This window comes from uncultured Gimesia sp., from assembly GCF_937910335.1.
Lineage (GTDB): Bacteria > Planctomycetota > Planctomycetia > Planctomycetales > Planctomycetaceae > Gimesia.
In genome coordinates this window covers 1-23,286 of record NZ_CALEMX010000356.1, presented here as the reverse complement: position 1 = coordinate 23,286, position 23,286 = coordinate 1, and the positions used below count along the sequence as shown (strand labels likewise).

Below are 23,286 nucleotides of genomic sequence, written 5' to 3'. Positions count from 1 at the left end.
TTTAAGATAATAGATGTTTTGTTCGTTGATGAGAAGTCAGATGCCTTTCATGATTTTGCCATTGAGTTTGTAGAACTTATTCAAACAGGACTCTAATCTTCGAAATAATTTTGTTATGATGTAGAACTCTCAAAGAAAATCTTTTTGAAGGCAGGAAGATGCATGATGTTAATCGATTCACTGCAGGATAGGTCGCTCTACGATCATCCGGTCGAAGAATTTCAACTATTAGAGACGCATATTTCCTGGGTGTTATTAACCGGTCCCTACGCCTACAAGCTCAAAAAACATATCGATTTGGGTTTTGTCAACTTTTCGACATTGGCGCTACGAGAGAAATATTGCTACGAAGAAATCCGCCTGAATCACCGGTTAGCACCAGAGCTCTATCTTGACGTTTTACCGATTACGGGAACGGAAACTTCGCCTGAGTTCAATGGGACTGGCGAAATTATTGATTTCGCGGTGCAAATGGTTCAATTTGATCAGAAAAATCTATTAAGTCATGCGATAGAACGAGGAGCGTTAAGGGCAGCGCACATTGATTACCTTGCGCAGGAAGTAGCGGGGTTCCATGCCGCCATTGCAATTGCCGACGACGATTCAGAATGGGGAACACCAGAAAAGATCATGGAGCCGATAACGGAAAATTTTAGACATTTGCAAAAGTTGTTTCCGACTGATGTCTCGGTTCAGGAAAAGGTCAAGTTGATCCGAACAGCGAATGAACTTTGGTTTGAGAGCCACAAAGAATCCTTGTCACTACGAAAGTCTCAAGGTTTTATTCGCGAATGTCATGGCGATATGCATTTGAACAATATGATTCTCAGTGAAAAAGGCGTGACGATTTTCGATTGTCTGGAATTCAATGCCGCACTTCGCTGGGGGGACGTCATGAGTGAAGTAGCGTTTGTAGTGATGGATCTGGAAGATCGTGGACGCGCTGATTATGCCATGCGATTCCTGAATCGTTATCTGGAACTCACCGGCGATTATGCTGGTGTTCCTTTATTGAAGTTCTATTTATCATATCGGGCTATGGTCCGCGCAAAAGTTGCAGCCTTGCGTTATAGTCAACAACATATTTCAGAAGAAGAAGTGACTGAGGTTCAAGATGAGTTTCACACGTATTTAGATCTGGCAAATCAGTATGCACGGAAGACGGAACCGGTACTGATGTTGACGCATGGTGTTTCGGGAAGCGGTAAATCATATGGAAGTGAACTATTACTGGAAGGCATGCCGGCTATCCGCATTCGCTCCGACGTGGAGCGGAAACGCCTACAGACAGAAAACCACGTAACAGAAACAGAATTATATTCAGAAAACCATACTCGCAAGACCTATCAGCGTCTATCTGAGCTAAGTCAGATGATTCTGAATGCAGGGTGGAATGTGATTGTCGATGCCACTTCTTTAAAAGTATGGCAACGAACTCTATTTCGGGAACTGGCAAAGCAGATGCAGGTTCCCTTTCTCCTGTTTAAGTTCACGGCTGACGAAGAGGTGCTCAGGTCCCGCATCGCCGCAAGGCAGGCTAAGGGTAACGATCCTTCTGATGCGACGACAGTAGTTTTAGCACGCCAATTGGCAGAGGTCGAACCGCTAACAGAATCTGAGCGCGCACAGACAGTCTTTCTTCCATCGGATCAGGAATGGACGAAGGAAATGTTGGTTCAATTGGTCAGAGATCGTCAGTCTGAAGCAAATAGTTGACTAAGAAGTTTCGGCGATCCAGGCTTTGGCGGCATCCATTTCAGTCGCATCAAAATATTTGATTTTGGCTGAGGTAAATGGTGAGCAGAATTTGGACATACCTTCTTGCCATTTATTTTCACCCACAATGGCCAGGAATTGGATATCTTTGAAATGTTTCACATCAAACTTCATATCTTCCCATAAGGCGCCCACACTCCAGCCATGGAAATCATGTAATTCCACCAGCATATGCAGTGGACCATGATGCTCGATCAATGTTTCAATAACCGGCATGAAATCGTGGTAGTCTTCTTTGACTAATTTACCGGAAAGTTTAATTTCCACATAATTTTGTTCTGCGTGGTGTTGAATATCAATGGTCATGAGATAACTCCTGATGAATGGTGAGAGAAGTTCCTATACTCTATAGCATACTTGAATACCGATCTGTTTCCAATTCAGTGAATGAAGATTTCATAAATTGTAAGCGACTCTCAGAACTGACAATTATTGAGTTTCCGGGCAAAGAGTTACTGTGCCAGAGGGAAATGTCATTATCTGGCGGGCAATGCGATGCGCCTGTAAATGATCGTGCGTGATCCAAACGAAGGCGGGACTTTGTTTAGATGTTTCCATCCAGGCATCTATCATTGATTCGAATCGAGAAGATGTATCTGGGTCCAGCGCAGACGTTGGCTCATCCAGTAGCAGGACGCGTGGTGATAAAATCAGAGCACGTAGCAATGCGACAATTTGTGCTTCACCTCCTGAGAGCGCGCTGGACTTTAAGTGCAGGAATTCATCTGGTTTCTCGAAGGAATTCAACAAATTCATGACTTGGGAGAGATCATGAGGTTTATTTTCGTTCGCCTGAAATTGCAGCGCAAATTCCAGGTTGGATTCGACAGTGCCTTCGATCAAAACAGGGTTTTGCTGAAGGTAAACAACCTGACTGCGAAATGAGGGTAACTGTTTGTCTTCAACTGACTCGCCAAGAAATCGGATTTCCCCTTCCTGAATTTCATCAAGCATGGCTAATGATCGCAGGAAGAGCGATTTTCCCGAACCATTCGGCCCCACGATTGCGATACGGTCGCCCGGCTGCACGTTAAGCGATTTATGTCTGATAAGCCACTGTCCCGTTGAGATTTGTCGTCCAATGTTATCGGCTTCCAGAAGACAATGCTGACCACTCTTTTCCTCATTCATTAAACAATCTGCTCCATTTTGACTTGTTCAAAGAATGATTGCACGTTTGTGACAGAAAGTCTTCCCGGCAGAAGTTGCGTCAAATTGTCCGCAGCAGCTCCCATGCCCCAGCGAATAGCTTCCGGAACGGCCCAGCCTTTTTCGATACCGCAGGCGATCCCAGCAGCCAGACAATCGCCACAGCCTATCGGATTGACGACTTCGGCTAAGGGAGGTGTGAAGCGAAATACCTGATCGGCAGAACTCGCCCAGAGAGCCGCTTTTCCCTGCGAGATGACCACCCAGGTTGCACCGCGTTGATTGAGTTCCTGCATACCTTTGATGAGTTCTTCCGTATTTGATAGGGAGCGGGAGAGAGTACGTTCGAGTTCCTCATGATTTGGCTTTACGAGAAAGGGTGCTTGTTTCAATGCTGCTTCCAGTTCAGCACCACGCGCGTCCAGAATGACGGGACAATTAGTTTTTGCAATCAGATCTTGATAAATTGTCGCAGGAGTTCCCGCTGGAAGTGACCCTGTCAGCACGACCACTTTTGCCGATGAGGTACGACGCATGTATTCAGTGGAAAACGTATCAACTTCTTCTTTTGAGAGCGACGTCGCGTTTTCAACGAGTTCTGTTGTCTGGTGAGTTGATAAATCCAGAATCGTGGTGCAGATGCGAGTTGAGTTTTGTTGCGGGAGATCATGAAAAGGAACGTTGAGCTGTTTCAGATCAGATGCAATTAAACTCTTCACATACCCGCCAGCAGGGAAAAGAGTTTCGCTCGCGCTTCCCAGATGCTGTAAGGCAATTCCGACATTGACGACTTTACCCGAAGCACACCACTTGGCAGACTGGCAGCGATTGACTTCGCCTGTTTGCAGGGAATGGACTTCCAGAATCTGTTGCCAGGCCGGACTCAGGCCGGCTGCGATGATCATTCTACAATTGCCTTAACCAGTAAAAAGTAAAAAGAAGTCTTGCCCAAACTTTCATGGAACCAATTCGCCTCTCAGCATGATTTTACCAACACGAATTTTCGTTCCCTGGTATTTGGTTTTTTTTAATTCCTGAGCAGGATCCTTAAGGCGAAATGCAACGGGAGAGCGGTCGGGTTGTTCCGGGTGGATTTCGACAGTGACCGTATGGATCGCTTGCGGGTCCAGGTTCTGTGCAAGTTTTAATGTCGCGATTCGATGATAGGTGCAGTAACTGTCAAATCGGGGTCTAAGTTTCGTTTGTTGCTTTCCATCAATCGTAATCAGTACTTGCCCGCCATCAGGGCCTAACAGATCGTAGAGAGCCGCCTGCGAACCGCGAAATCGAAAAGTAAGTCGGCTACCCGGTTTGTCAGCTTCCCAGATTTGCCCCATGCGACCGCCAAATCGTTTCATCAAGGGATCGTTCTCAGGAAGTGTCATCCAGTTGCCGGCGAGCATTGCTGATGTCAGCGGCACCATTTTGGCGTCAGTCCAGTGTCCTGTGACAAAAGGACGTTTCAATTGTGAGGCATGATTTACCGGTTCTGAGGTCGATTGCATCTGTTCAATTGCATTTCCGATCACTTCGGTATAAATCTCATGTCCACGGTCGAGTGGATGAACACCATCCTTGGAAAACTGAATGACTTCATCAGACAGTGGTGTGTCTGACTTGAAGATGAGTTTTCCAAGACTTTCAAGTTCGACTATTTTCAAGGCTACGTTGATGGAGGGTATGCCATAATGTTCGGCTAGTAATTCCATTGCAGAGGCAGCGCGCGGGCACTCTCCCTTGCGCAAATCATTTTCATAGTTCACACGAAATGTATAAACGAAACAGATATCTGTTTGAGAATTGGCTGTCCAGATTTGACGCACGATACCTTCCATCGATTCCCAGATCGATTCCGGTTGTCGGCCTCCATCATTCACAGCAAATTCGATGAAAACCAGATCGGGACGGTGTTGGAGAACATCATGTTCCAGTCGAAACGCTCCTAGATCGCTGCCCGTGCCTCCGATGGCGGCGTGGATCTCATGTATTTTGGATTGAGGAAATGCCTTTTGCAGCCATTTGGTGGTTTTGACTCTCCAGCCGGGAGCAGCCGTGATTGAGCCTCCCAGATAGGCCACTCGAACGTCCTGCTTTTGTTTGAGTTTGAGTAACGTGTTACCGATTCCCTGACGTGGTTGAACCAGTTTTGCTTTGACAGGATGGTAAACAGGGGGAGCTGCTTTCGCAAATTCATATGAACCTGAGAAAAAGAATGAGAGGATGAGTAGCTTGATGAATGAAGGGGGCATGTTATTTTCTCGGAAAAGATCGTCAACGATTCAACTGGGAAATTTCATTCTAACGAATGGCCAGCGGTATTGAAATGAGTAAAGGGAAGTGGGAGAACTGTTTGATCACGTAAATGATTACAGAAGATCTTCCAGAATTTGAGTCAGTTCTGTATCGGAGATTTCTCGAGGATTACCACTCATACTGTTGCCTCGGGAACTGGCGACCAGATCCGGAATATGGGATTGATTCACGCCCAGTTCAGAAAGTCTGCGGGGAATCTTAATGCGATCATTTAGAGATTGAATTTTATCGATAAGCCAATGCGCCGCCTCTGCCTCTGAAATTGAAAGCTCAGGGGCAATGAAATGAGTGATGTCGGCATACTCTTTCTGACGGACGGATATATTTGCTTGTAGTGTGGCAGGCAGCATGATGGCGCAGGCCAGTCCATGTGGGATCTGGCAGTGAATTCCCAGAGCGGGCGCCACACCGTGTGCCATTCCCAATCCGGAATTGGCTAAAGCGAGACCAGAAAGTAAAGCCGCCTGTGCCATGTTTTCGCGTCCCGAGCGGGAAGTTCCGTCTTCAACTGCTTCTGTAATTCCAGACAGTGCCAGTTTGAGACCCTGCAGGCAGAGTGCTTGCGGTATCGGTTGCGCGCGACAGGAGATATAACTTTCCAATAATTGTGTGATCGCATCCATGCCGGTTCGCGCCGTAATATCGGGGGGAACCGAACATGCTAATTGAGGATCACAGAGAACCAGATTAGGGATCATCTGGTCGGCTCTCAGGCTTTTCTTAAATGCGGGAGCGTGGCTGGAAATGACTGCATTCTTCGTAGCTTCGCTGCCAGTTCCTGCGGTAGTCGGAATCGCCAACATCGGTAAAGGAGGCTGTGTCAGTTTCAAGCCTCGTCCCACTCCTTCCAGATAATCCAGTACGGTATCGCTTTCCTGGTTGGTCACCATCGCGGCGCATGCCTTAGCCAGGTCAATTCCCGAACCTCCGCCTATTCCGATCAGAAAATCCCCTGCTCTGATTCCCATGTGATGCAGGATATTTGTGGTCTGATCTACATCTGCAACTTCAGGTTCATGAGAAATCGTAGTGATGAATTCGCTGGTGATATTAGAACGAGTGAGTAGGCGTTTTAATTTTTCGATCACTCCATTTGATTCCAGCGAACGGGATCCGGAAATGATCAGGCCACGTGCTCCCAGGGAACCGGCCAGAGGCCCCAGTTCCTCGAATCGTCCCCAGCCAAATGAAATTTGTGAGGGCGAGAAAAAATCATAGTTCATAATCTGAGCTCGAAATAAAAAAAGGGATACATCGCTTTCAGATGTATCCCTTTGTTGTAATACAGGGGTGATTATTGTTTTTTGAGTTCAGCTTCCACTGCCTTGGTAACCTCTGCAGATTGTGGATTGATACGTGTGCTGAAGCGGGCTGCGATTTCTCCATTGCGGTTGATTAGAAATTTTTCGAAATTCCATTTCACGGGACCCGCAGTTTTGGGATTGGCTTTTTTTGATGTCAGATATTTATAAAGGTCACTGGCATTGTCGCCGTTCACATCGGTTTTGCTGAATAAGTCAAAAGTCACCCCGTAGTTCTTGGTACAGAATTCAGAGATCTGCAAGGAAGTTCCAGGCTCTTGAGAACCAAACTGGTTACAGGGAAAGCCGAGGACGACAAGACCCTGACCTTTGTATTTCTCATGCAGCGCCTGCAGATCTTTATACTGGGGTGTAGCACCGCACTTGCTGGCGGTATTAACGATGAGTAATACTTTGTTTTTGTATTTGCTCAGCTCGACATCTTTGCCGTCAAGAGATTTCATTTTATGATTCAAGACTGGGGAAACAGATTTTTTGCTGTTTTCACCGGCAAAAGTACTTGATAAGGAAATCGCCAGCATACCTGCCAGAACGGTTATTGTTTTGAGGCTTCTCATAGATCTCTCCAAAATTTGGGATCCGGGCAATACGCTCGGTTCTGAATAACGAAAACAAATGGTTCTTTAGAACGCATCTTGCGGAAACGAAACAACCCCTGATGGGATATTATAAGTTCATTCAGCGTGAAAATGCTACAATCAAGGATCATCAAGTATCATTCTACTCAATCATTTTCGAAACAGAAACCTGATTGGCATATTGATTGCGTATTATTAGGGAAATCTGAATTTGGTTCAGGAGAGGCGGTTGGCGAGCTTTGCTTTGTGAAATAAAGACCGAAATAGGTCAGCGATGGGAAAAGCATCTAATGTCGATCCAGCTTCAATTTCCTGTTCGTTGATCCAGCGGTTTCTCAGATCGTCATCCAGAATTTTACGCGCAGAATCTTGGAGTTCCTGAAAGGTAAATAATTCGATTATATAATGTTCAGAAGATTCGGAGGGAGTAGGTTTGTTACTGAAGGCCAGGTGAGTCAGCGGTTCTTGAGAAAGGATAAAATCATCAAAGGGAGCTAATTCAAACGTCTTCTCAAGCTCATAAATCAGGCAATGTTGAAAAGTTTCGAAAGGTTTTTTCTTGGCACCCGGCAGCATGAATTCCTGGCGTTCGTAGTTCCAGTGGGCCAACCAGTGAAGTTTCTGGTCGATTGAAGTTTGGAACAGGATAAACGAACCAACGAAGTTGCTCATCTTAGAAGAGACCCTTTTTCGAACTCAAATATCAGGCAGTTAAACGATTTATTGCCCCGCTAAAATTTTAACACCAAGGAAGTTACAGCAGGGACTATTTACCGGGAATTGACAGGCTTCCCCGAAGAAATCAGCCTGAAAGCCTAGATCCCACACTATTTCGGAAATCACTGATTTCCCGTATTCTAAGGGAAATTCAGATTTTACTATCTTTTTTCAATTTCCCATTGCGTGCTTAGATTCTTGTTAGTAGAATTACGCATAAGTAGTTACGTATGTGAATTTAATTTGACAGTTACGATCCTCACTTATTCCTACCCCTTAAATTGCCTGCCCCCTAAAGCAGATTTTTTGAATCATCCACTGATTTCTGTTCTGCTCAGAGAGTAAAAAGGTTCTCCCATGAAAATTCATCTTATCAGTGATCATCCTGATTTACCGGATATTGATGTCAGTGTAGACGAGTTACCTGTTGTACTGGGCAGAAGTAATAGCTGTGAACTACGAATTCTTGATCCAATGTTGAGTCGTCAACAATGTGAATTGACGTTTTATAATAATGCAGTTCGTGTGCGTGATCTCGAATCTACGAATGGGACGATTGTCAATTCCGAAATTGTGAATGAAGCCCCCCTTTACCCGGGTGATGTGCTTACCATCGGCATGGCGAATTATGTTGTCAGTTATTATGACGACGAAGGACAGGAAGATTACGAAGAAAGTTATTTCTCCGAGAATTCCATTTAATCCGAATTTCATCTTCAACAGCGTGCTTTGAGCCATTGACCCCATAGCGGCGTGTATTGGCGGTGCAAGTTTCAAAAAATGCGATCTCATTTTTCTGGTACTACACAATCATTATGATCGTGCCGGATTTGCTGACGATATTTCCAGGATGGATCATTTAAAATCAGATATCGGCTGACTCTCAGTTAAGAGAAAATTCTATGAGGGAATCAGAAGAACTCTTCGATGTGGTTGATGATCAGGATCGAGTACTGGAGCAATTGCCCCGTTCTGTTGTTCATGCTCGAAAGTTGTTGCACCGAGCCGCCAACGTGTTTGTTTTCAATTCCGTTGGAGAGTTACTACTGCAATTTCGCTCTGCCACAAAAGATGAATATCCTCAATGCTATACTTCATCTGCATCCGGTCATCTGAGTGCAGGAGAAGATTATGCCGAGTCTGCGCAACGCGAAATGAACGAAGAAATTGGCATCAATACGCCACTTGAATGGTTGGAAAAATTTCCCGGCACTCCTCAAAACGCGAATGAACATACCGTCTTGTTTCGGACTTATTCTAATGGTCCCTTCACTTTCGATCCCGGTGAAATTGAGCGCGGAGAGTTTTTCGAATTCACATCGATCGACAAAATGTTGCGGGAAGACGAGGAGCAGTTCACTCCTCCTTTTCGCCAGCTCTATCGCTGGTATCGTGAAAATTATGATTGATGAGCGGGCGTATTTTAACCACAAATTTCTCACTCAAGTAGCTTAACAGCCCGTTAATCTTTATCGCACATCCATTGACCCGCGATAAACAGAATGGCACCGCCGGAGATCTGCATTAAAAAACGCAGACTTGAGCCGCCTATATGTTCCTGGACTGGTGTGGGGGCAATCATCCCCGCAATGATCAAAGCCGACAATGCGCCCAGAATATTTAATAGTAGGAACAGCTGATGAGGTTTGATTGCTGTTTTTGGGAAAGCGAATAGAGAGACTATTACAACCCACCATTGCAATCCCCATTTCCAGGCTTCCAAAAACATAACCTGGAACAGATGTTGAATTGCCCAGATGAATGCTGAAAAACCCTCGGTCAGTGTGGTGATCTGCATTCTGCTGAAATATGCCATTTCTGTCGTAGATGGAAGTTGGTTGCGATGAAAAAACCAGGGCGCGACAATAATCACTGTTGTTAAGCCAAAAGAGAAAAGAGAATTCGCAAACGAAATCAATTGGTTTCGAAAATACAGAATTATCACGATACTAATTGCAATCAGCTCGACCAGAAAAAAGGCAATCCCTTCATCCTTCGTGAAAATGGTCAAAGCAGCAGTCATGCCCGCGATGATTGGCGAGCGAGATAAAACCATGGGTTCCGGATTTGATTGTATTTTCTCATAGAGAAAGCTCCAGAGATACAGTAGCGTGACCGTATGAAAACAGGCGACAGGCCCATCTGCCTGCCCGGAAAGAAATCCATATTCCCAGGGCACCATCACGGGAACAGTCGCCAGCATTAATGTAAATAACCATGAGCGCGCTGTTTGCTGAGTGGATCGTAGCAACACGCCGAGAAACGTGAGCACCATTCCGATATACAGGAGTGGAAACATCACTTTGGGCCAACGGTCGTTCACCTCACCCATCAATAGATAGAAATGAGCTTCGTTCAGCGGGATCAGTAATGGGTATTTGGGGTGATACTGCACAAAATCGGGGTGTTGTAGCGTTTCGCTTTGGATGGTGGCATCCTGAAAAATGACAATCGATTTCAGTCCAAAAATCGCGCGTTCATCCCAGAAACGTTGTGGTGTCATTAAAGTCTGAAACAGAGTGGAAGCAGTGAGAATTAACAGTATTCCCAGGCACAGATATCGAAAATCATTCTCCACGGCGGAAGTTGGTTTTAAAACTGCTTGACTTTTTTGCCTTAAGGAACGGTGGCGGAGAAAAAGTGTAGCCGCTCCCAAAACAAGCCCAACACTCATCCACGAAACGGCGAGTCCACGTGAGTATTGTAGTCCCACTATTCCCCATAATAGATAAAACAGAGAGGTACTGCCGAAACCCAAAACCAGCCCCAGGCCTAGAAGTTCTGCCAGATTGGATTTCGTTCGAGAATTGTTTGAAGATTCAGGAAGCAAGAATTGGGCGAGAGTGAGACCAATGCCCCACACACCTAACGAACCCAATAGAATCAAAAGCAGGTTGATCACGGTGCGACCCCCTGCTGCGGTATAACTCGAATTGGGGAGTTGGAACTTGTCGTGTCAGGCTGAAATTTATGCAGTCTTATATTATAGGTTGGCTGGTATTGAGGTCCCTGTCGACTCTGCTGAAATTGCATCCAACGTGGATCTTCCCTCAGTCGCTCTTTCTCAAGATAATCGTCGCCTTCATAGTATTCGAGAATATAATCGGGAGCAATGCGAGCGAGGTATGCTTCGTCAAGGTCGGATAGCCGATAAGCTTTCAACTGCCGTTGCTGATACTCTTTGGGAATGACAAACTCACTTTCGGGATGAATTAGATGAAATAACTTTCGCGGCAGTAAATAGTAGGAAAGAAAAAATAGTTTCTGGTCGCTTAATACTAAAATACGTGAGTTTTCATCCGTCGCTTCTTTGAGAAAACGAATGACATCTCGGTTTGATTCGCTGATGTTGGGCATGATGGATGGACCTGAATGAAAATGATACCAGGGCCAGTCTTCTAATCTTCTCTCGACACCCTTTCCAAAATGAAAGAGTGCCAGGCCAAACCATACCAGTAACAGACTACGGAACAGGAGGGTTCGATTGCCATCTTGCTTCTCCTCCTGTTTGATTAAAGTCTGTTCAAAAACGGCGATCTTGCAATGAGTCACAAATTTGACCAGGCGCGCATGAAAGTAAACACCTGCAAATGTGAAGATCGCAATCAAAGGCAGCAGGATTCGTAAAAAGACAATCGCCGCCGAAGCCTGTTCGTGTGCAGCAAATTGGGAATAATGATCAGGGCCTGCGCGTTCAATCATCCAGGATTGGAAAAAATCTATGGGCATCAGCCATACGAATACCAGGCCTGGAACGGAAACAATCGCGAGCATTATCAGGATCATCCGAACCAGAAGCGACATGATTGAGACTCAAGAGGAGATTTAAAGAGGGATTAGTAATTTCAGCCAGAAACCAATTGAAGAAAGCTTGAGTCTATGCCTTCAGTCATGGGTTGTCAATAAGTTCTGGGTATCTCAAACGCTTCGAAAATAACTGATTGTGAGTCTCTCATCTGTAGCTTGTCAGGAGTGGCAGACAGTGCCGGGGCATGGTACAATTTCAGTTCACTGCATCGTTTCAGGTTCAACCACAATAAGACAATGTCGGTTCGGGGACTGCTTTGATGAGACTGCTATTTCGGGACATTCCATTTTGTTTGCCAGTTCTGCTATTGGTTCTGCTGATAAATTTCAGTCAGCTTCCTGCCGCGGAGATCGATTTTAATCGTGATGTTCGGCCCATTCTGTCCGATCTCTGTTTTCAATGTCATGGTCCCGACCAGTCCCAGCGCAAAGCAGATTTACGACTCGACCTGAAAGAAGGCTTGTTAGGTAACGATTCCGAGTCTGCCGTAGTAATTAAAGGCAAGGCATTAGAGAGCGAGTTGTTCTCGCGACTGATATCAAGCGATCCCGATTTGCAGATGCCCCCTCCCAAGTCCGGCAAGCAGATTACTCCCGCTCAGATTAAAACGATCAAACAATGGATTGACGGCGGTGCACGCTGGCAAAAACATTGGGCGTTTATCCCACCGCATCGCCCGGAAATTCCTCAAGTGAAACAGACAGGCTGGGTCCGCAATCCCATTGATGCGTTTATTCTAGCTCGCCTTGAACAGCAGGATCTCTCACCTTCTCCTGAAGCGGACAAACCAACGCTCATCAGGCGACTCAGCCTCGACCTGACAGGGCTGCCTTCCACACTGGGGGAGCAGGATCATTTTTATCGGGATGACTCGGCAACCGCGTACGATAAATTGGTCGCACGATTATTAAAATCACCTCATTACGGCGAACGAATGGCGATGGAATGGCTTGATGCGGCCCGTTATGCAGATACGAGTGGCTATCAAACTGATGGCGAACGGCATATGTGGCGCTGGCGCGAATGGGTGATTGAAGCATTCAATAGTAACAAGCCTTTCGATCAATTCACGGTAGAACAACTCGCCGGTGATTTGCTTCCGCAGCCAACACTCAATCAGAAGATCGCGACCGGCTTCAATCGAAATCACCGTGCGAATTCCGAAGGGGGGATTATTTTTGATGAATATCTTCTGGAATATGCCGTCGACAGAGTAGAGACCACAGGCACTGTCTGGCTCGGTTTGACGATCGGCTGTGCCCGCTGTCATGAGCATAAATATGACCCAATCTCTCAAAAAGAATTTTATCAGTTGATCGCGTTTTTTAATAATATTCCCGAGCGAGGCCGCGTTATTAAATATGGAAATGTGGCGCCCTTTGTAAAAGCACCTACGAAAAAACAACAAACACAGCTTGCCGAACTTGATAAAGAAATTCAGTCGCTGGAAGAGGTTCTGCAAAACGCACAGCCCGAGTTGAAACAGCTTCAAAAAGAGTGGGAACAGCAGATTCCAACCGGAGACCTGCAGTTGAAGTATCCGGAACACCATCTGGCATATCATATTGCCTTTGATGGCGATTTAAAGATGCAGAACATCGGTAAACAAAAACAGGATTTCTACGCTAAAAAAACGACAGCTTCCAGTGATCTGATTCAATCCAAGCAGGATACCTCTTCTGCGAAATCAGAATTCAAACAGGGAATTGAAGGTCAGGCACTTTTCTTAAATGGGAAATCTGTAGCTCAAGCGAGTGCAAAGCCGACTTTGAGTGACAAAGATCCGTTCTCAATTGTGTTCTGGGCCAAGCCTCATCAATCTGACGGTACGATTCTGGCATCCTTAACTCCCGCACAGGATGAAAGTGGTTTTCGAGTATTTCTCGACAAGGGAAAACTCAGAATTGATATGGGGCCGCGCTGGCTGGATGATGCCATTCGTCTACAGTCAACGAACAAATTGGAAATGAATCGATGGTCGCAGATTGTGCTGACGTATGCCGGCAATTCACAGGCACGGGATTTTCTCCTCTATGTTAATGGAGAGCTACAAAATTTAAAGGTCGAAATGAATATCCTGACGGGCGGATTTTCTTTTCCTTCGCCGTTCCAGTTTGGGGCTTATCACAAACAGCATCATTTTCTTGGCTTAGTCGATGAACTGAAAATTTATCGTACAGACTTGTCACAAGAGCGAATTTCAATGGCGCTTGTTAGGGAACCGGTCAGTCAAATTCTTGGTATCCCCGAAACGGAACGATCCGCTCCTCAACGGATGAAATTGAATCGCTATTTTTTGACGTTTCGTGCACCGGGAAAATATCGTTCTGCTGTGACGAATTTAAAGGGGCTGAAAGAAGCCAGGAAGTCGTATTACCGGAGTCTACCCACAAGTATGGTGATGCAGGAACGGAAAGAGCAAAAGCCAACGTTTGTGTTAATGCGAGGCGAATATGATAAACCGGGTGAACAAGTTACCGCCGGGATTCCCGCCAGTCTGGGAACCTTACCCCCCGGTTTGCCTCCCACCCGCCTGGGACTGGCCCGCTGGTTGGTAGACCCACAGAACCCGTTAACGGCCCGAGTGATTGTGAATCGTTATTGGCAAATGTATTTTGGACATGGGCTGGTAAAAACCACTGAAGATTTTGGATCACAGGGAGACTGGCCGACGCATCCCGATCTTCTCGATTGGTTGGCCACCGAATTTATTCGCTCCGGCTGGGATGTAAAACAACTGCAAAAACTCATCGTGACTTCCGCCACCTATCGCCAGTCATCGCGACTGCCTGCTAACTTAAAACAACTTGACCCGGAAAATCGTCTATTGGCGCGTGCGGGGCGATTGCGATTGTCAGCGGAAGCCATTCGCGATCAAGCGCTGTTTACTTCAGGGTTATTACAAACAAAAATTGGCGGGCCATCAGTCAAACCTTATCAACCCGCGGGGGTCTGGAAGGAAATCGCCAGTCAGGAATATCAACCCGGAACAGGCGAAGATCTTTTCAGGCGTAGCATGTATACTTTCTGGAAACGAACAGTACCACCGCCGGCTATGTCAACATTCGATGCCCCTTCGCGTGAAACCTGTATCGTAAAACGCTCGCGCACGAATACTCCTCTGCAGGCATTAGCATTATTAAACGATGTTACCTATGTTGAGGCAGCACGAAAACTCGCAGAACGCATGATTAATCTGCAGGAAAAACATCCTGAGGAACGCATTCAATTTGCCATGCGGATTGTTTTAGCACGCGAACCGCGGGATGAGGAAATACGAATCTTCCTCAAAGGTTTTGAACGCTATCACAAACGTTTTCAGGCAGATCCCCAGGCGGCAAGACAATTATTATCAGTGGGAGATTCACGGCCTCAAAAACAATATGACGTAGCAGAGCATGCGGCTTATACCGTGATTGCGAGTCTGATTCTGAACCTGGATGAAACGATCAACAGAGAATAATCTATGCAAAATTCATCAAACGAATTAGAGATGCAGGTAAATCGACGTTCCTTTCTGCGCCAGAATACCGCCGGCGTGGGGTTGGCTGCATTAGCCACACTACTGCAGGAATCAGGGGCAGCCGAACCACAAAAAGCGATTTCAAATGGCTTGCATTTTCCTGCGAAGGCCAAGCGGGTCATTTATTTGAGCCAGTCAGGCGCACCCTCGCAGCTTGATCTCTTTGATTATAAACCAGAATTGAAAAAGTATCACAAAACCGAATTGCCCGATTCCATCCGCCGTGGACAGCGTTTGACAGGCATGACGGCCGGTCAAAATAGTTTTCCGATTGCCGCTTCCATGTTTCAGTTTGCCCAGCATGGAAAAAACGGCAGATGGATGAGCGAACTCCTCCCGCATACCGCGAAAATCTCAGATGAGATCTGCGTGATCAAGTCAATGTTTACCGAAGCCATCAACCACGATCCCGCGATCACATTCCTGCAGACCGGTAGCATCCAGGCCGGTCGACCCAGTATGGGGTCCTGGATATCTTATGGTTTGGGAAGCGAAAATAAGGACCTGCCTACATTCGTCGCATTAACATCGGGAGCAGGCGGCCAACCCTTGTACGATCGCTTGTGGGGCAGCGGCTTTCTCCCTACAAAACATCAGGGAGTGAAATTTCGCCGTTCCAGCGATCCCGTGCTCTTTCTCTCCAATCCACCCGGTGTTGATCAAAAAGCCCGGCGAGAAATGCTGGATGATTTAGGCGAACTCAACCGGTTATCGCTGGAACAAAAAGGCGACCCGGAAATTGCCACGAGAATTTCGCAATACGAGTTGGCGTTTCGTATGCAGACGTCCGTTCCCGAATTGGCAGACCTTTCAAAAGAATCGTCAGCGACATTCGATTTGTACGGCGAGAAAGCAAAGCAGCCGGGCACCTATGCCGCCAACTGTCTGCTGGCACGGCGTCTGGCAGAACGGGGCGTGCGGTTTATCCAGTTGTATCATCGTGGCTGGGATCATCATTTGAATCTGCCAACGAAAATCAAACAGCTCGCCAGCGAAACCGATCAAGCGACAGCCGCATTGATTCTCGACTTGAAACAGCGCGGCATGCTGGATGATACGTTGGTCATCTGGGCGGGCGAATTTGGTCGAACCGTCTATTGTCAGGGTACTATGACCGCCACGAATTATGGTCGCGATCACCATCCGCGTTGCTTTTCCATCTGGGCCGCTGGTGGTGGAATGAAACCAGGCATGACTTACGGTCAGACCGATGATTTCAGTTACAATATCACCGAAAACCCCCTGCCCGTCCACGATCTGAACGCCACCATATTCCACTGCTTGGGAATCGATCACAAAAAACTGACCTATAAATTCCAGGGACGCTATTATCGCCTGACCGATGTTCACGGCGAAGTCGTGAAGCCGTTATTGAGTTAGTGTGTTCCTTTCACCATTTCGACCCAGTCATTTAATCGGATCCCGTCTTCATCAGAAGTTGGTCTTATGTAGATGATCAAGTCAGAAGTAAATACAGAAATGAAACGGAGCCAAGTAATACCTGCTTCGTCTGCAATCCAGTTGAGATCTTGAGATAAAACATCGACCGGACCTCCTGATGATAGATGCCACCAGGAACGAAATCTCGTAAAAAGACTCGTTGAATTCAGTATTTGAATGATAGTACAAGGGGCATAGAATGATTTATGATATAATTCTATCGAGGCATTGTTGACCTTGGCTTCTGCCGCGATTGCGTCTTTCCAGTCATCGAATTTTAAATAGAGATCGAATTTAAGAATTTGATTTTCGCTGGACATGTTAAACTAAATCACATTTATTGTGTGGTTATTATTTTGAGAGGGAGCACGCGTGATTTATAATTATGGCTAGATGAATTATTATACTATCTCACCCCCCCCTGTTCCACAAATAGTATTGAATATGCCGACTAACAAAACAATTCGTTCGAAAAAGCTGAGCCAGCGCATCCTCGCGTGGGGCACTCCTTTGTTGTTTGCCATGGTCATCCTGATCCAGACCACATCGTTTCGCCATTCCAAAAGCCCTACCTTTGATGAAACGTTCTACTTAAACTGTGCCTTAACCACAGTCAAAAATGGGACGCTCGACGAACGGATCTGCGGCGAAGGCGTCGCACCCATCCCGATTCTGCTCAACTACCTCCCCCCCGTCTGGTTCGCGGGAGGTGATCAACGAATCGAAGTCTGGGAAGGCGATCCCTCCGATCCCCCGCTGATCGATCAGGCACGGCTCCTCAATTCAATACTCATCGGAATCCCCACGATGCTGCTGATTTACCTCTGGCTGTTCCGGCGCAGGGGCTACACCGCGGGTCTGCTGGGAGCCGCTCTAGTCACATTTTCTCCAACGATGACGGCCCACTTTTCTCTGGCAACAACAGATGCCTGTTTCACTTTGGCCGCTTTGATCGCATTGGCAACACTCACTTGCTACTGGAAAAATCCTACGAAGAAAAATCTGCTCTGGCTGTCTCTGACCACATCCATTGCCATTTCAACAAAATATTCCGGCATCTTTTTATTCCCCTGCATCCTGATTATTATGACATTGCTGGCGCTACAGCAGTTGTCTGTATTCTCTAAGAAGTCGCTTTGGGTATTACTCAAGCGTGTCACGGTTTCCTTTACTCTGTTTCTACTCTTCACAATCCCCCTCACCTGGGCCTTGCATTTATTCAGCTTCAGCGGGCCGCTCAAGACCGTCCCTTATGCTGAAACTCCCGGCTATTCGGCCTGGGTCCGCGTACTGGGTCGTGGCCCCGTCGCCCAGAAGATTATGGAAGTTTCAAACTCACATCTGAAACGCCCTGCTCCCTTCGCTGGCATCTTATTTCAATTTCTACATAACGCCGCCGGTCATGACGCCTATCTTATGGGTGACGTCTCACTGTCTGGATGGTGGTATTTCTTTCCGATGAACTGGTTATTGAAAAGTACGCCTGTAGAACTGCTGCTGACAATCCTCGGGTTCATTCTGGGACTCTTCTTTATTCGCGATGTCTGGAAAATGAGGCGTCGATCTTCCGGGGATGACCCTGCGCTTTCTTCAGAAAATAACAGTACGCCAGTTTCGAACGAACCGACAAACCATGCTCCGATCATCTGGTTGTTAGCAATGGCAGTTTTGTTATTCATGTTATTAACCAGTCGTTTGAATCTGGGACAACGTTATCTGCTTACGCTGTACCCTTTGCTCTTCCTGTTTACGATCGATCAGTTCTGGCGCTGGTTTCAACGCAAAACCTCTGTGATTGCACTACTCTGTTTTGTCTGCATCGGTTTTCAACTCGTCTCGATTATATCGGTTCAACCGCATTATCTCTCCTATTTTAATTCGAGTATCGGAGGTCCCTCGAAAGGTCATTTCTATCTGCTCGATTCCAATCTCGACTGGGGGCAGGATCTGCCCGCTCTGAAAAAGATACTCTCTGAGCTTTCTCCAGAAGATCCAGATCAATGTCTAATCTACTATTTTGGCACCGCACATCCAGAAGCCTATTCTATTAATGCCCACTCTTTAAAAGACACGTTGCCAGCAGATTTAAATCGTTGGAAATACCTGGCACTTTCGGCCAATCATCTGCAAGGCCTGTATACAAATTCGAAAGATCCGTTTGCCGCATTCCGCTCCCTCAAGCCAATCAAACGCGCCGGCTATTCCCTGTTTCTGTTTGACGTCACAACTCCCGCAGCGAAACAAGCCTTACAGCAGGCCATTACCATCCTGCAAAAAATGCAAGATGATAAAAACGCAGACAAACCAAACGCAGACAAACCAAACGCAGACAAACCAGCTGGAAAATAAAGACGAATACAGTCAGATAAAGTCATACTGACAAATCTCTGGAATCTGCTACAATTCGCAGCAGAACGGTTTCGGATATCGGTGAGCCGAACATCTTGTATGTCGAATACATTAACAGGAGTTTCAAGCATGAAAAATTTGTCTTATACATTCGCAGTTGTGACTGTTTTATTGTGCTTAACCTCAGGCAGCTTGCGCAGCGCCGTCGAGGCTGAAAAACCACAACTGGATTCAGATAGCAAAACAGAAAAGTTACTCGAACGAATTGCTCAGCTTGAGAAACGGGTTGCAGAACTGGAAAAATTTAAACCAGCGAAGATGACTTACACACACGTTGGTGATTTACCATCAAGGCCACCAATAGCTCCGTTTAATGTGCCCGTTCCACTCAATGCAGTTAAGGTGCGCGATCTACCCAAAGCAAATTCCTATCCAAGGGGTTGGAAACAACAAGAAATTAACGGGATGAAGTACTATATTGTGCCCCTTGGTTCATCGAGAAAATCGATTGTATCAGTGCCCCGTTGAATCAATGAATGTGAAAAGCATCAATAGAAAAAATACAACATGGATTTTTCGCCTACAGAATTAAAACTCATCGACGACACGGCATTGCTCATCGAATGGAATGATGGCCAGCGAAAGCGTTATCCCTTTTCGGCGTTACGCAAAGCCTGTCCTTGTGCAGCCTGCCGTCATGAGAGTGGCGCTGAAACTGCGGATCCCATGCAGCTTACGGTGCTTTCGCCCGACGATCTTAAGCCGATGAAAGTCGAAAAGATGAGTCTGGCGGGTAACTATGCCTATAGAATTACCTTTAGCGATGGACACAATACCGGTCTGTTTACTTTCGAATTATTGCGGGAACTCGGGGAAGTAATGGAGTAGCAGATTAATGCGACAGACGGAAATCCAATGACTTCTCCCATTGTCAGAATTCAAAATGCACCGTTAATCGCCGCAACGATGAATGCCACGAAACCCACGACGATTGCAAGATCACCGGCCGCGATCAGAATTCCAAAGACTCTGGTGGGTAACTTGGGATTTGCACCCTCCGTTGCCGCAAATTCGCGTTGTGTCATCAGGGACTGGTAAGCAAATACACAAAAAGTTAATAGGACCGAGAGCAATATGAGCGGTCCCGCATTCGTACCGGAATTTGTAGCCAATGCCAGGTCTATGAAAAGATTAAAGAACGCAAAGAGCCCAAAGCCGATGATCGAAGGCACAATACAACCCTCCGGGTTCACAACCGTTACTTTTTTGCGAATCGAAGACAGAGATCTGCGCAGGGAAAAAACGTAAACGGCAACGCTTCCCACTGCCCATAACACGATCGCGGCAGCTAATGGCGGTTTGGCTATTGCGATAATAGCGAACAACAGGTACTTGATTGGGAATGGAAGAAAGACACACGTTTTCAGCACATGCACCAAAACCACGCGGAATCGAGAACGAACTTTTTTCTCAATTTCAAGTTTTTCTTCCGGTTCTTCCGGTTCAAACTCTTCAACAGTGTCGGGCATGGGATACTTCCATTGAGTAAATTGCCGAAGGGGTTTATCAAATGTTGGCTGAAACAATTTCATACTTGAACTGAAATGATTATATCACTCGGCATCGACCACTCAAGAGAATTTCATGAAGACCGGGGATTCTCCTTTTGAAATGCATACGCGTTTGAGCATCTCTTGGCATCGACCCCAGGTGCTGGACATCATCGCTGTGCACTGATAATATTGGATTGATTCCTCAGAAGAACCGTTTCAAGTACTTTTCAGTAGGATGAAGTGAGCCTGTATGAGATTCCCCATTGTTGCCCTCCTTTGTGTAGCCTTGTCTTGTCAGTTCGGATTCCCGGCCGTTGATGCGGTCGCTGCTGGAAATCCACCACGCCCGAATATCATTTTGATCATGGCCGACGATCTGGGATACTCTGACGTCGGCTGCTATGGGAGCGAAATCCAAACTCCAAACCTCGATCAATTGGCACAAGAGGGATTGAGATTCACTCAGTTTTATAACTGCGCCGTCTGTGTCACCACCCGGGCCGCTCTGCTCACAGGCCTCCATCCGCGCCGACGTGGTAGAGGACTCTTGCACAACGATATGACAACGCTCGCGGAAGTTCTCAAGTCAGCCGGCTATCGCACTTCACTCACCGGGAAATGGCATCTCGGAAATACAAAGCCAAACCGTCCCACAGATCGTGGCTTTGATGAGTATTACGGCCTCGCGGACGGCTGTAGTAATTTCTTCTATCCGACAAAACCCGATCCCGATTTTTACAATGGCGGTAAGGTACGCACCTTTCTGCATAACGAGCAAAAAATCACTTCGTTTCCCGATGATTTCTATGCCACCGATGCCTTTACCGACCATGCGGTGAAACAAATCGAATCGAATGCAAATACCGATACCCCGTTTTTTCTACACCTCTGTTACACTGCCCCTCACTTTCCATTACATGCCAAACCTGCGGACATCGCCAAATATAAAGGCAAGTACGAAGAGGGATATTTCAAGCTGCGCGAGCAACGATTCGAGCGGATGGTCAAACTCGGACTCATGCAACCCGAATGGAAATTGTCACCCCCCGATTACAATGCCAGCAAGTTTCGCTTCGATTACAAAATTCCGGCCTGGGAAGATGTCGCCAACCTGAAACGGGAAAAACGCCGCATGGAAGTCTACGCGGGCATGGTAGATTCTCTCGATCAGGGTATTGGTCGCGTCTTAACAGCCATTAAACAGGCGGGCATCGAAGACAATACCATCGTTATGTTTCTCTCAGACAATGGCGGCTGTGCCTCCTATCCCGGATATTGGAAAGAGTCGGTTCGCAAAGCTCGCGAAGAGTATAACAGCGAAATGCCCGGCGGGATCAACACATACGACTTCGTCGCCCCTGGCTGGGGCTGGGCTCAATGTGCCCCCTTCCGTCGCTTCAAAGTCTGGACCTATGAAGGCGGTATCGCCACTCCCTTAATCGTACGTTGGCCCGCGAAAATCAAAGCCAATACCATCACCCATCAGGTAGGTCACATCGTGGATTTCATGCCTACCTTCATGGAACTCGCGGGAGCCAAATACCCCCAGGAACGTCAGGGACAACCAGTTCCCAGACAGGAAGGCTTAAGCTTACTGCCGATCCTGTCTGGTAAACAACGCGCCGGACATGAATCACTCTGCTGGTTCTTATATGGAAATCGTGCGGTGCGCGAAGGACGCTGGAAACTGGTCTGGGGTGCAGATAAAACCATATGGGAACTCTACGACATGCAAGCTGATCGCACTGAAACCAACAACATAGCGGCCCAGCATCCCCAACGCGTTGAACGTATGAAACAAAACTGGCTCAAATGGGCCAAACGGACCGGGGCTCCTCTCAAAGGAAATAAAATCTGAAACCGCGACCGAACCAGCCTGATTACGGTTTCAGTCCCTCCGCTATTTTTTCAAACGTCGCCATTCCTCGGTAAAGGGGTTTCCATCGCCGTACTGTCGATACGTGTCTCCTTCGACTTCAATCTTGAACTTCAGCGATTTCCCAATATAGTCCTTAGTATTCTCATTGGCAAAAGTAATGGTCTCGAGGTACTTGTCGCCATCAAGTGTATAAGTTCCTCCATGATGAACAATGACAACACCGGTTTCAGGATCAGCCTGCGTAATTGACCAGTGTCCCAATCCCCAGAATTTTATCCGCGCCCCCTTTGCGGGTTCTTCCGTCGCGCCTGGTTTCCCCAGCAATACCCACGCACCGAGCATGGACTCTCGCAAATCCTGTTTCGCTTCCTTCGCGGGCGGCTTAGCTGCATCGTCCTGTGCGAGTACCGATACAGTCAGTAGGGGAAGAACACAGATCAAAAGAAAATAGTATTTCGACATGGTAGTTATCTCCTCTTTCTAAATAGTAAACCGCGCAACGCATCAGGAGAATAGTCCCTTAACGACATGGCCATGTACATCGGTAAGACGGAAATCACGACCTGCATAACGATACGTCAGACGCTCATGGTCGAGCCCGATCGAATGCAGGATTGTGGCGTGCAAATCATGCAAGTGAACCTTATCAAAAACGGCTTCGTAGCCGTACTCGTCGGTCTGGCCCCAGGTGAGTCCCCCTTTAACCCCGCCACCTGCCAGCCACATGGTATATCCTTTATGATTATGGCCACGACCATCCTGAGTCGGGTCTTCCGGGGTACGGCCAAATTCGCCACCCCAGACAACTAAAGTATCTTCAAGCATTCCGCGCTGCTCCAAATCGTGCAACAATGCGGCAGCCGGTTGGTCCACTCGTTT

Annotated in this window: 22 protein-coding genes; 9 read left to right on the top strand and 13 right to left on the bottom strand. The window is 46.9% G+C overall.

The window, feature by feature from the left end; all coding sequences use genetic code 11:
• Positions 1–162: 162 nt before the first annotated feature.
• Positions 163–1,716 carry a bifunctional aminoglycoside phosphotransferase/ATP-binding protein gene (locus Q0668_RS14415; RefSeq protein WP_298865880.1) on the top strand — a complete coding sequence of 518 codons (1,554 nt, stop codon included), beginning with the start codon at positions 163–165 and terminating at the stop codon, positions 1,714–1,716.
• Here the strand turns inward: Q0668_RS14415 and Q0668_RS14410 are convergent, their stop codons facing one another.
• From Q0668_RS14410 to Q0668_RS14380, 7 genes are all read right to left on the bottom strand, one after another.
• Positions 1,717–2,082, bottom strand: a complete 366-nt coding sequence (locus Q0668_RS14410; RefSeq protein ID WP_298865878.1) for an STAS/SEC14 domain-containing protein — start codon at positions 2,080–2,082, stop codon at positions 1,717–1,719.
• A 123-nt stretch (positions 2,083–2,205) separates the two neighbouring features.
• Entirely contained in the window at positions 2,206–2,907 is a 702-nt protein-coding gene (locus tag Q0668_RS14405) for an ATP-binding cassette domain-containing protein (RefSeq protein ID WP_298865876.1), read from the bottom strand.
• The gene (locus tag Q0668_RS14400; RefSeq protein WP_298865874.1) at positions 2,907–3,830 is read right to left on the bottom strand and encodes a 1-phosphofructokinase family hexose kinase; all 924 of its coding nucleotides are present in this window, start codon (positions 3,828–3,830) and stop codon (positions 2,907–2,909) included. Before Q0668_RS14400 ends, Q0668_RS14405 begins: the two co-directional genes overlap by 1 nt.
• Before the next feature lie 51 nt (positions 3,831–3,881).
• Entirely contained in the window at positions 3,882–5,174 is a 1,293-nt protein-coding gene (locus tag Q0668_RS14395) for an SGNH/GDSL hydrolase family protein (RefSeq protein ID WP_298865873.1), read from the bottom strand.
• A 117-nt stretch (positions 5,175–5,291) separates the two neighbouring features.
• On the bottom strand, positions 5,292–6,461 hold the full coding sequence (locus Q0668_RS14390) for an iron-containing alcohol dehydrogenase (RefSeq protein ID WP_298865870.1): 1,170 nt from the start codon (positions 6,459–6,461) through the stop codon (positions 5,292–5,294).
• A gap of 71 nt (positions 6,462–6,532) precedes the next feature.
• Complete coding sequence (locus Q0668_RS14385; RefSeq protein ID WP_298865868.1) at positions 6,533–7,117, bottom strand: glutathione peroxidase; 585 nt, start codon at positions 7,115–7,117, stop codon at positions 6,533–6,535.
• A 237-nt stretch (positions 7,118–7,354) separates the two neighbouring features.
• The gene (locus Q0668_RS14380) at positions 7,355–7,810 is read right to left on the bottom strand and encodes a hypothetical protein (protein ID WP_298865867.1); all 456 of its coding nucleotides are present in this window, start codon (positions 7,808–7,810) and stop codon (positions 7,355–7,357) included.
• A gap of 402 nt (positions 7,811–8,212) precedes the next feature.
• Here Q0668_RS14380 and Q0668_RS14375 point away from each other — a divergent pair, with 402 nt between their 5' ends.
• Both Q0668_RS14375 and Q0668_RS14370 read left to right on the top strand, forming a co-directional pair.
• A complete protein-coding gene (locus tag Q0668_RS14375; protein ID WP_298865865.1) occupies positions 8,213–8,557 on the top strand; it encodes an FHA domain-containing protein in 345 nt (114 codons plus the stop codon).
• Positions 8,558–8,757: 200 nt separating this feature from the next.
• Positions 8,758–9,264 (top strand): NUDIX domain-containing protein, encoded by a 507-nt coding sequence (locus Q0668_RS14370; protein ID WP_298865863.1) that lies wholly within the window; start codon positions 8,758–8,760, stop codon positions 9,262–9,264.
• A gap of 53 nt (positions 9,265–9,317) precedes the next feature.
• Here the strand turns inward: Q0668_RS14370 and Q0668_RS14365 are convergent, their stop codons facing one another.
• Positions 9,318–10,757: a hypothetical protein gene (locus tag Q0668_RS14365; protein ID WP_298865862.1), complete on the bottom strand. Its 1,440-nt coding sequence runs from the start codon at positions 10,755–10,757 to the stop codon at positions 9,318–9,320.
• Positions 10,754–11,659: a hypothetical protein gene (locus Q0668_RS14360; protein WP_298865861.1), complete on the bottom strand. Its 906-nt coding sequence runs from the start codon at positions 11,657–11,659 to the stop codon at positions 10,754–10,756. Before Q0668_RS14360 ends, Q0668_RS14365 begins: the two co-directional genes overlap by 4 nt.
• A gap of 263 nt (positions 11,660–11,922) precedes the next feature.
• Between Q0668_RS14360 and Q0668_RS14355 the strand changes: the two genes are divergently transcribed.
• Entirely contained in the window at positions 11,923–15,126 is a 3,204-nt protein-coding gene (locus Q0668_RS14355) for a DUF1553 domain-containing protein (RefSeq protein ID WP_298865860.1), read from the top strand.
• A 3-nt stretch (positions 15,127–15,129) separates the two neighbouring features.
• Positions 15,130–16,566 (top strand): DUF1501 domain-containing protein, encoded by a 1,437-nt coding sequence (locus tag Q0668_RS14350; protein ID WP_298865859.1) that lies wholly within the window; start codon positions 15,130–15,132, stop codon positions 16,564–16,566.
• On the opposite strand, the gene Q0668_RS14345 is transcribed toward Q0668_RS14350, so the two are convergent.
• On the bottom strand, positions 16,563–16,946 hold the full coding sequence (locus Q0668_RS14345) for a hypothetical protein (protein ID WP_298865858.1): 384 nt from the start codon (positions 16,944–16,946) through the stop codon (positions 16,563–16,565). The genes Q0668_RS14350 and Q0668_RS14345 overlap by 4 nt on opposite strands.
• Before the next feature lie 124 nt (positions 16,947–17,070).
• On the opposite strand from Q0668_RS14345, the gene Q0668_RS14340 reads away from it, so the two are divergent.
• From Q0668_RS14340 to Q0668_RS14330, 3 genes are all read left to right on the top strand, one after another.
• A complete protein-coding gene (locus Q0668_RS14340) occupies positions 17,071–18,975 on the top strand; it encodes a glycosyltransferase family 39 protein (protein WP_298865856.1) in 1,905 nt (634 codons plus the stop codon).
• Between the two features lie 129 nt (positions 18,976–19,104).
• A complete protein-coding gene (locus tag Q0668_RS14335) occupies positions 19,105–19,503 on the top strand; it encodes a hypothetical protein (protein WP_298865855.1) in 399 nt (132 codons plus the stop codon).
• A gap of 39 nt (positions 19,504–19,542) precedes the next feature.
• Positions 19,543–19,863, top strand: a complete 321-nt coding sequence (locus Q0668_RS14330) for a DUF971 domain-containing protein (protein WP_298865854.1) — start codon at positions 19,543–19,545, stop codon at positions 19,861–19,863.
• Positions 19,864–19,913: 50 nt separating this feature from the next.
• On the opposite strand, the gene Q0668_RS14325 is transcribed toward Q0668_RS14330, so the two are convergent.
• Positions 19,914–20,504, bottom strand: a complete 591-nt coding sequence (locus Q0668_RS14325) for a hypothetical protein (protein WP_298865853.1) — start codon at positions 20,502–20,504, stop codon at positions 19,914–19,916.
• 274 nt (positions 20,505–20,778) lie between these two features.
• Here Q0668_RS14325 and Q0668_RS14320 point away from each other — a divergent pair, with 274 nt between their 5' ends.
• Positions 20,779–22,386, top strand: a complete 1,608-nt coding sequence (locus Q0668_RS14320; protein ID WP_298865852.1) for an arylsulfatase — start codon at positions 20,779–20,781, stop codon at positions 22,384–22,386.
• Between the two features lie 42 nt (positions 22,387–22,428).
• Here the strand turns inward: Q0668_RS14320 and Q0668_RS14315 are convergent, their stop codons facing one another.
• Together Q0668_RS14315 and Q0668_RS14310 are read right to left on the bottom strand one after the other, a co-directional pair.
• Positions 22,429–22,869 carry a hypothetical protein gene (locus tag Q0668_RS14315; protein ID WP_298865851.1) on the bottom strand — a complete coding sequence of 147 codons (441 nt, stop codon included), beginning with the start codon at positions 22,867–22,869 and terminating at the stop codon, positions 22,429–22,431.
• Positions 22,870–22,911: 42 nt separating this feature from the next.
• On the bottom strand, positions 22,912–23,286 hold a 375-nt coding region (locus tag Q0668_RS14310), incomplete at its 5' end, for a DUF1501 domain-containing protein (RefSeq protein ID WP_298865849.1).